General features: G+C 68.7%; 6 protein-coding genes. 5 read left to right on the top strand and 1 reads right to left on the bottom strand.

Features of this window, described 5'->3' with window-relative positions:
- Nucleotides 1–74 precede the first annotated feature (74 nt).
- The 5 genes from QH195_RS14120 to gatB all read left to right on the top strand — a co-directional run bounded on the left by QH195_RS14120 (nt 75) and on the right by gatB (nt 6,749).
- Nucleotides 75–1,574, top strand: coding sequence for a hypothetical protein (locus QH195_RS14120; RefSeq protein ID WP_280435693.1), 1,500 nt, complete (start codon nt 75–77; stop codon nt 1,572–1,574).
- A gap of 126 nt (nt 1,575–1,700) precedes the next feature.
- Nucleotides 1,701–2,618 carry a hypothetical protein gene (locus QH195_RS14125; protein ID WP_280435694.1) on the top strand — a complete coding sequence of 306 codons (918 nt, stop codon included), beginning with the start codon at nt 1,701–1,703 and terminating at the stop codon, nt 2,616–2,618.
- A gap of 91 nt (nt 2,619–2,709) precedes the next feature.
- Nucleotides 2,710–3,744 (top strand): ATP-dependent 6-phosphofructokinase, encoded by a 1,035-nt coding sequence (locus tag QH195_RS14130; RefSeq protein ID WP_280426334.1) that lies wholly within the window; start codon nt 2,710–2,712, stop codon nt 3,742–3,744.
- A 69-nt stretch (nt 3,745–3,813) separates the two neighbouring features.
- Nucleotides 3,814–5,196: an alpha/beta hydrolase family protein gene (locus QH195_RS14135; protein ID WP_280435695.1), complete on the top strand. Its 1,383-nt coding sequence runs from the start codon at nt 3,814–3,816 to the stop codon at nt 5,194–5,196.
- A 44-nt stretch (nt 5,197–5,240) separates the two neighbouring features.
- Nucleotides 5,241–6,749, top strand: a complete 1,509-nt coding sequence (gatB, locus tag QH195_RS14140; RefSeq protein WP_280435696.1) for an Asp-tRNA(Asn)/Glu-tRNA(Gln) amidotransferase subunit GatB — start codon at nt 5,241–5,243, stop codon at nt 6,747–6,749.
- A gap of 114 nt (nt 6,750–6,863) precedes the next feature.
- On the opposite strand, the gene QH195_RS14145 is transcribed toward gatB, so the two are convergent.
- Nucleotides 6,864–8,486: a Na+/H+ antiporter NhaC family protein gene (locus QH195_RS14145; protein ID WP_280426331.1), complete on the bottom strand. Its 1,623-nt coding sequence runs from the start codon at nt 8,484–8,486 to the stop codon at nt 6,864–6,866.
- Nucleotides 8,487–9,008 lie beyond the last annotated feature (522 nt).

The following is a 9,008-nucleotide window of genomic DNA, read 5'->3' on the forward strand; positions in this document are numbered from 1 at the left end:
CGGGGGAGCACGGCCCGGCCCGCGTTCTCGCGGGCCGAGTTCGCCGCCTTCCGCCCGCCGCATAACTTCACTAGATGGTGTTGTCGGCTGCGGCCCCTGACCGGGCGGCCCGTCCGGTTTCGGCGCCGGCGACCGGAGGGATTCCGGTCGCCGACTTCTACCCGCCCGACCAGGCGACCCGCGTCTACGGCAAGGGCCTCGTACCGCCCGCACCCGGTATCGAGGAGACGACCCGCGTCTTCGAGCCGCTGCAATCTGCCCCGGAGCCCACGGACGCAGGCGGCGCCGGCGCCACTCGCGTCTACCGGCGTGCCCCGGGACCGGACGACGACGCCTACGGCTCGGACCAGCATCCGTATGGCGGGGGAGAGCAGCCGTACGAGTACGACTACCGGCCGGGCGACCTCCCGCCGGAAAGCCTCGGGCCGGCCGATCCCGCGTTCCGGCAAGGCGAGTATGCCCATGGGCCGGGCGATCCCGGCTTCGCTTCGGACCGGCCCGCGTACGGCCCGGGCGGGCAGCCGTCCGATCCGTATGAGAACTACCCGTCGAGCGGTCACCCGGTCGCGGCCCGCGCCGACGGCCCGGAGGAGCGCGGCGTCCAGCCGTACGAGACCGGCTACCGATCGGCTGATCACCCGATGGAGGGGTACGGCCACCGCCCGGTGGACCACGGTTCCCGGCCGGATGACTACGGCTACCGGCCGGAGGACGAAACCCGCCGGGTGGACGACCGGGCCCGCGCGTACGGGTCCGATGAGCGCGCATATCCGCCGGGCGAGCGCGCGTACGGACCGGACGGTGCGGCCGGCCCGGCCACCGGGGACTGGTGGACCGCCGAGCGCGGGGACCCATCCGGCGACGGGCAGCCGGCCGGCCCGGTTCGGCCCGGCCCCGGCGGCCTGTTCGGTTACGGCGGCGCCGATGTGGCTCCGGGGGCACCGCCGCCCGACTCGTACGTGGCCGGCTCTGCGTCGGGTAACCCCCAGTCGGACCCCTTTGCCGCCGCCTACGAGGCCGGTTACCGCGACAGCTACCTGGCGAACGCGGCCCGCCCGCCCGAGTCCGGCCCGGAAGGGCAGCGTTCCCGCACGATGCCGATCCTGGCCGGCGCCGGGGTGTTCCTGCTCGTCGTACTGATCGCGATACTCGGGTTCACCTTCCTCGGGTCCGGGGACGAAGAGTCGCCGAGTGCCGCCGAATCCACCGGTGCGGCCACCACCGCGGCCCCGCGGAGCAGCGCGCCGGCCACTTCCACCGCGCCGGCCCGCACCTCCTCTTCGACCACCACCACGCGTGCCGACCTGCCTTCCGGTGCGCAGCCCTGCACGGCCGCGTCCGGTGGCGGCGCCTACGGTTCGGCGGCGACCGGTACCGCGGTGACCAGTTGCGAATTCGCCGAGGCGGTGCGGCAGGCGTATCTGGACCCCGCGGTCGTCTCCGCCGAAGGAGAGCCCGTTTCCGTCGAAGCAACCAGCCCTGTGACCGGACAGGCCTACACCCTCGAATGTGTCGCGGCGGACGGCCTGGTCACCTGCCGCGGCGGCAACAACGCGGTCGTGTACCTGTACTGACCGGCCGTTGCGTCCGGAACGGCCCGCTGCCGCGCACAGTTCGCGGGCCGATCCGGGCCGGGCTATGGTCGCCGATGGAGTACGGTGCTTCGACCGGGTACGAGACTGTGGGAGATCGCAATAGTCATGGGCAGAGTTGTGTCGACCGAGAAGAAACGGGAACTCTTTCCGGCCCGGCGTCCGCTCGCCCTGCTCGGCAGCCTGCTCACCGCGGCCGTCGTCACCGGCTGCGGATCCGACGCCACCGAACCGCCGGCGCCGGCCACCTCGGTCACCCAGGCGGCCGCGGCCGATTCGCCCGGCGCGGAAGTGCTGATCACCATTCCCGGTACGCTGGCCGCCGATTTCGTCGAATTGGAGCGGTCGCAGAAGGGCGAACTCGGCCTGGCGATCATGCCCGTGGGTGGGGAGCGTCTGGTCGGAATGGGGAGGTGGACCACCGGCCCGGCCTGGTCCACGATGAAGGTTCCGCTGGTGGTCGCCGCCGAGCGCAAGAACCCGGGCGGGCAGACCTACGCCACCTCGGCCGCGATCACCGCCTCGGACAACTCCGCCGCCGACAGCCTGTGGTCGGAACTGGGCACCCCACGCGCCGCCGCGGCGGCCGTGCAGTCGGTCCTGCGCGAAGGCGGTGACGATGCGACCGTGGTCCCGGAGAAACCGTCCCGGGAGGGGTATTCGGCGTTCGGCCAGTCCGAATGGTCGCTGGCCGATCAGGTGCGGTTCGCATCCCGGCTGCCGTGCCTGCCCGGCGCCGATACGGTGATCGAACTGATGGGTTCGGTGAGTGCGAACCAGCAGTGGGGGCTCGGTTCGGCCTTCGCCGAGGCCGATTTCAAGGGTGGCTGGGGTCCCGACCCCGACGGCGCCTACCTGGTGCGCCAGTTCGGCCTCGTTCCGGTCACCGGGGGCACGATCGCGGTCGCGCTTGCCGCGCAACCGGATTCGGGTACCTTCTCCGACGGGATGAACCTGCTCGACAAGATGGCGGGTCTCATCTCGCAGCATCTGGGCGAATTCACCGGCGGGTCCTGCCCGGCCTGACAGCGGCGTGCGGGTGCCCCGGTGCGGGCGTTACCCGACATTCACGGGCCCGGGGCGGCGCGGCGGGCCCGAAGCGGGCAAGATGGGCGCCATGCGCATCGGAATCCTGACCGGCGGTGGGGACTGTCCGGGACTGAACGCGGTGATCCGTGCCGTCGTCCGCACGGCGAACGGCCGCTACGGCGACGCCGTAGTCGGCTTCGAGGACGGCTGGCGCGGGCTGCTCGAGGACCGCAAGATCCGCATCCAGAACGACGACCGCACCGATCGCCTGCTCGCCAAGGGCGGCACCATGCTCGGCACGGCCCGCACCAACCCGGATGTGCTGATGGCCGGCCTGAGCCGGATCCGGCAGACCCTCGACGACAACGGCATCGAAGCGCTCATCCCGATCGGCGGCGAAGGCACCCTCACGGCCGCCAGCTGGCTGTCCGAGGAAGGTGTGCCGGTGGTCGGCGTGCCGAAAACGATCGACAACGATATCGATTGCACCGATGTCACGTTCGGTCACGACACCGCGCTGTCCATTGCCACCGAGGCCATCGACCGCCTGCACACCACCGCGGAATCCCATCAGCGCGTGATGCTCATCGAAGTGATGGGCCGGCACGCCGGGTGGATCGCTGTGCACTCCGGTATGGCGGCGGGCGCGCATCTGACCCTGGTGCCCGAGCAGCCGTTCGATGTCACCGAGGTGTGCGCGCTGATCAAACGCCGCTTCCAGCGCGGAGACAAGCATTTCATCTGCGTGGTGGCGGAGGGCTCGCATCCGGCCCCGGATTCCGGGTTCACCCTCCGCGAGGGCGGGGTCGACGAATTCGGGCACGAACGGTTCACCGGAGTCGCCCAGCAGCTCGGGATGGAGATCGAACGGCGGATCGGTAAAGAGGTCCGCACCACGGTGCTCGGCCATGTACAGCGCGGTGGCAGCCCCTCCCCGTACGACCGGGTACTCGCCACCCGTTTCGGCCTGCACGCCGCCGAAGCGGTGCACGCCGGGCATTTCGGTCAGATGGTGGCTCTGCGCGGCACCGAGATCGGCCTGGTTCCGTTGCACGAGGCGACCAAACAGCTCAAGCGGGTGCCGGCCGAACGCTACGAGGAAGCGCGGGCCTTCTTCGGCTGAGTCGACAAGCCTCCGACCCGCGCCGCCGAAGGCGGCACAAACAAACACCGCGGCGATACAGTCGAGCCCATGCGCCATGGCAGGGGAGCGTTGCCGGTAGTGGTTGTGTGGTTGCTCGTCGCGATGCTGGTCGGCTGTGGCGACGAATCCGCCGATGAACGCGTGGCCGGGCAGTGGCACGGTGCCATCGAGGTGCCCGGCGCGCCGGTGGTGGTCGGGGTGGAGTTCACCGGCCGGCACAGCGGTGTCATCGATATCCCCGCCCAGCAGATGACCCGGCACCCGCTGGCCGATGTCGTGGCCGAACCGGACAAGGTGCGGTTCGGGGTCCCGGATGTCCCGGGCGACGCCCGGTTCGACGGCCGGCTGGACGAATCCGCCGGCGCGATCGTCGGCGATTTCCGCCAGGCCGGGCAGAGTTTCGGGCTCACCCTCGAGCGCGCGCCGGTGCCGCCGCCGGGCCGGCCGCAAGAGCCGCGGCCGCCGTATCCCTATATCTCCGAGGATGTTTCGTATCAGAGCGGCGAAATCACCGTTGCGGGCACACTGACTCGGCCCGATACCACGGCTCCGGTGCCCGCGGTCGTCCTCATCACCGGTAGCGGCCCGCAGGACCGTAACGAGGAACTCGCCGGCCACCGCCCGTTCCTGCTGCTCGCCGATACGCTCACCCGCGCGGGTTACGCGGTGCTCCGCACCGACGATCGCGGTGTCGGCGGTACCGGCGGCAACTTGGACCAAGCCGACTACGCCGACCTGTCCGCCGATATCGAAGCCGGTCTCGGCTACCTGCGCGGCCGTCCCGAGATCGACCCGGCCGGTATCGGGCTGCTCGGGCACAGCGAGGGCGGCTACCTCGCCCCGCTGGTCGCCGCGCGGCCGTCGAACGCGATCGCCTTCGTGCTACTCATGGCCGCGCCGGCGATCACCGGTACCGATATCGTCCTCGACCAGGGCACCCGGGCATTCGGCGCTGCCGGCGCGACCCCGCGCCAGCTCGACGCCCACCGATCCTTCCTGACCGACTGGACCGCCGCGCTGCGCGCCGGGCAGCTCACCAAGGCCGCCCGGCTCTCCGAAACCTACAACCGGGCGCTACCGGCCGAGTTGCGCGCCGCCAGTGAACCGCTCACCGCCCAGAACACGCCGTATATGGCCGCGCTGGTGTCCTACGATCCCGCGCCGGCGCTGACCGCGCTCCGGATGCCGGTGCTGGCGTTCTACGGCTCGAAGGACGCCCAGGTGACCGCGGACCCGAACGTGGAGACCATGCGGACGCTGCTGGCCGCCGGCCCCGACCCGGAGGTCCGGGTATTCGACGGGCTGAACCATCTCATGCAGCCCGCCTACACCGGTCTGCCCAGCGAATACGAATCCATCGAGACCACCATCGACCCCGTGGTTCTCGATACCGTCACCGGTTGGCTCGGCGAACGGATACCGGCCGGTTGAGGTGACCGCCGGGCGGTCATACCTGCGCGCATAGACTGTGCTCCATGAGCGCACCCACCGTCGAACTCATGGATTACGCCGACGTCGTGACCCGGTACGAGCCGGTGCTGGGCATGGAGGTCCATGTCGAGCTGTCCACCGCGACCAAGATGTTCTGCGGTTGCCCCACCACGTTCGGCGCCGACCCCAACACGCAGGTCTGCCCGGTGTGCCTGGGGCTGCCCGGTTCGCTGCCGGTGGTCAACCAGCAGGCGGTGGAAGCGGCCATCCGTATCGGCCTGGCACTCAACTGTTCCATCACCCCGTGGGGCCGGTTCGCGCGCAAGAACTACTTCTACCCGGATCAGCCGAAGAACTACCAGATCAGCCAGTACGACGAACCCATCGCCACCGAGGGCTACCTCGAGGTCCCGCTCGACGACGGCACCACCTTCCGGGTCGAGATCGAACGCGCTCATATGGAGGAGGACACCGGTAAATCGGTGCACGTCGGCGGTGCCACCGGCCGGATCCACGGTGCCAGCCACTCCCTGCTCGATTACAACCGCGCCGGTGTGCCGCTGATAGAGATCGTCACCAAACCCATCACCGGCGCCGGCGACCGGGCACCGGAGGTGGCGCGCGCCTACGTCACCGCCCTGCGCGATCTGCTGAAATCGCTGAACGTCTCCGATGTCCGGATGGAACACGGTTCGCTGCGCTGCGATGCCAATGTCTCCCTCATGCCGATCGGTGCGCAGGTGTTCGGCACCCGCACCGAGACGAAGAACGTGAACTCGCTCAAAAGCGTCGAGGTCGCGGTGCGGTTCGAGATGCGCCGCCAGGCAGCTGTTCTCGCGACCGGTGGCGAGATCATCCAGGAGACCCGCCACTTCCACGAAGCAGACGGCTCCACCTCCCCGGGCCGCCGCAAGGAAACCGCCGAGGACTACCGGTATTTCCCCGAACCGGATCTGGAACCTGTCGCCCCCGACGCCGCCTGGGTGGACGAGCTGCGCGGCACGATCCCCGAGTACCCGTGGCTGCGGCGCGCGCGTATCCAGTCGGACTGGGGTGTTTCCGACGAGGTCATGCGCGATCTGGTGAACGCGGGCGCCCTGGATCTCATCATCGCCACCGTCGATGCCGGCGCTCCCGCCAAGGAGGCCCGCTCCTGGTGGGTCGCCTACCTCACCGAGAAGGCCAACGAACGCGGCGTCGCCCTCGAGGACCTCCCGATCACCCCGGCCCAGGTCGCCGAGGTGATCGCCCTGGTCGAGGCGAAGACGGTGAACAACAAGGTCGCCAAACAGGTCGTCGATCTGGTGCTCGACGGCGAAGGCGATCCGGGCGCGATCGTCGAGAGCAAAGGTCTCGGCATGGTCAGCGACGACAGTGCCTTGCAGGCCGAGGTGGACAAGGCGCTGACCGCCAACCCGGATATCGCGGACAAGATCCGATCCGGCAAGGTCCAGGCCGCCGGCAAGATCGTCGGCGACGTCATGAAGGCCACCCGCGGCCAGGCCGACGCCGCCCGCGTCCGCGAACTCGTCCTGGCGGCGTGCGCCGGCTGAGGCGAACGCCCCGGTGAGCGGCGGCCGAACCGGTTCCGGCCGCCTACGGCGTCTGATCGACGTCGCGGGCGGCCGGAGCAGGTTCGGCCGTTGTTCAATTTTCCGGTAGTGCCGTCACAGAACAGCGAAAGCAACGCCGGTGGAGGTGAGAGCCGCCAGCCCGGCTGCCCCCAGCGCGAGAGGCAGCTGGGTTTTCACATGGTCCATGACATCACCACCGCAGGCCAGGGCGGACATGATCGTCGTATCGGAGATCGGTGAGCACTGGTCGCCGAATACCGCACCGCCGACGACAGCACCGAAGCACAGGTGCATGAACGTCGGGCTGGGGTCGATGGCGTAGGCGAGCGGCATCGCGATCGGGAAAACGACCGCGAAAGTGCCCCAGGACGAGCCGATCGAGAACGCCACCGCCATGCAGATGGCCATGAGGATGGCGGGCAACAGCGGATCCACCACCAGATCCGAGGTGGTTTCGACGATGAAGTTCGCGGTACCGAGCTGTTTGGACACGAATCCGAGGGTGACGGCCAGGGCAAGAACCAGCGCACCGACGGTCACACCCTTGCAGCCGTCGACGAATCCGTCGATGGCCTCATTGAGCGAGAGCCCCTTGACCAGTGCCAGCACGATCGCGACGATCACTGCCAGACCGAATCCCTGGGCGATCAGTACGTCGCCGGTCAGAATGTAGGAGCCGATCACCACTGCCAGCAGTACGCCCATGGGAAGGGCGAAATCGATTACGCCGGGCTTGTAATCCTTCGGCAGCTTCAGGGTGACCAGTTCTTCGGAGGTGATCGGTTTCGCGGTCGGCGCGTTCAGCTGCCCCGTGGTGCGCGCCCGGTGCATCGCTTTCCGCATGGCACCGCCGACCCAGGGCAACTTTCCCCAGGCGAACAGCAGTGTCGCCAGCAGCGCGAAGATCGCGTAGAAGTTGAACGGGATCGAGCTTATGAAGAACGCGACGCCGTCGTCCTCGTTCAGGAATAGCGGTGTAGTGCCGACCACCAGGCCCGCGACGTACAGCGGCCAGGCATTGAACGGAAGTACGGTCGCGACCGGGGAGGCGGTGGAGTCGACGATATAGGTCAACTCTTCCTTCGACACCTTGTGCTTGTCGGTGAGCGGCCGGACGGTGGTGCCGGCGAGGATGGTCGAGATCGTGCCGCCTTGGTGGAACAGCACGCCGACCAGCCATCCGAAAACTCGGGCACTGACCGGGCCGCGAACCAGCGTGCGACCTGCCAGTTCCGCGAAGGCCTGAGCGCCGCCGGTGCGGGTCCACAGGCCGATCAATCCGCCCAGCGCCCACAGGTACACCAGCAGGATCGTCGCGAACGAGACGGTGCCCAGCGCCGGGAGCATGAAACCGTCGACGACGTTGTACTGCGCACTCACGACGCCGCCCGTGATAACACCCAGGAACAGTGCGGCCACTACGTTCTTGGTGGCGAAGACCACCACCAGGGTGACCACCGCGGGCAGCAGGCTGAACACGCCTATGTGCTCGCCCTCTCCGGGTATCTTTCCGGGAGAAAGGAATCCGAGCGCGATCAAGCCGATCGCCAGGGCTACCAGCCCGAGGATGGTGCCTTTATTGCCCATCCGGGAGGTATCGAGGAGCTTCTTCAGGCCGGTGGGGGTGGTCGTGGTACTCGCCTCAGTGGGGTGAGGACCGGTCTCGATATTCGGATTCTCGTCTTCTGGTGCTGTGGTTGTGCGGGTTGCGGACATTGCGACCTCCGAACGCGACCCGGACGCACTGGGCAGCCGGACGCGCATTGTCTTCGAATGGACCTGCACGCGGTCCTGATGGGCTTGTCGTTCGAGTTCCGTCCCGCGGGGCATGGTGTCTGTACGACTCGATCGATGGGCGCCGATCGAGGATTTCCACCGTGCCACCGCGTCGGTGTGACGGACCCTGGTTGTGCGGCGCCTATCCACTCTCCCGCCAAATAATGCGCCGCTATATAACGGTACGATAGTCGCACGGAGTGAGCAAGGGCACGGCGAAGTCTTCCCATCTATGGCAGTAGTCAGTGCTGGCGTGGAAGACGGAAGGTTATGCGGGCAAAACGGTTATGTGTGTGAGCGGGAGACGTGCAGCGGTCAGCGGAAGTGATGTACCGCTGAATGACGGCGCGATAAATGTGTATTCGGCATGACAGCCGGAATCCCGGTCCAGGCCGGGGGGGGGGGGGGGGGGGGGGGGGGGGGGGCGGCGGGGCGGCGGCGCGCCGGCGCGCGGCGCGCCCG

The organism is Nocardia carnea, from assembly GCF_029868855.1.
GTDB lineage: Bacteria > Actinomycetota > Actinomycetes > Mycobacteriales > Mycobacteriaceae > Nocardia > Nocardia carnea_A.

Excerpts from the sequence above, each read along its gene's own strand:
- QH195_RS14145 (WP_280426331.1), bottom strand. The coding sequence starts at position 8,486 with ATGTCCGCAACCCGCACAACCACAGCACCAGAAGACGAGAATCCGAAT.
- QH195_RS14130 (WP_280426334.1), top strand. The coding sequence starts at position 2,710 with ATGCGCATCGGAATCCTGACCGGCGGTGGGGACTGTCCGGGACTGAAC.
- gatB (WP_280435696.1), top strand. The coding sequence starts at position 5,241 with ATGAGCGCACCCACCGTCGAACTCATGGATTACGCCGACGTCGTGACC.
- QH195_RS14120 (WP_280435693.1), top strand. The coding sequence starts at position 75 with ATGGTGTTGTCGGCTGCGGCCCCTGACCGGGCGGCCCGTCCGGTTTCG.
- QH195_RS14135 (WP_280435695.1), top strand. The coding sequence starts at position 3,814 with ATGCGCCATGGCAGGGGAGCGTTGCCGGTAGTGGTTGTGTGGTTGCTC.
- QH195_RS14125 (WP_280435694.1), top strand. The coding sequence starts at position 1,701 with ATGGGCAGAGTTGTGTCGACCGAGAAGAAACGGGAACTCTTTCCGGCC.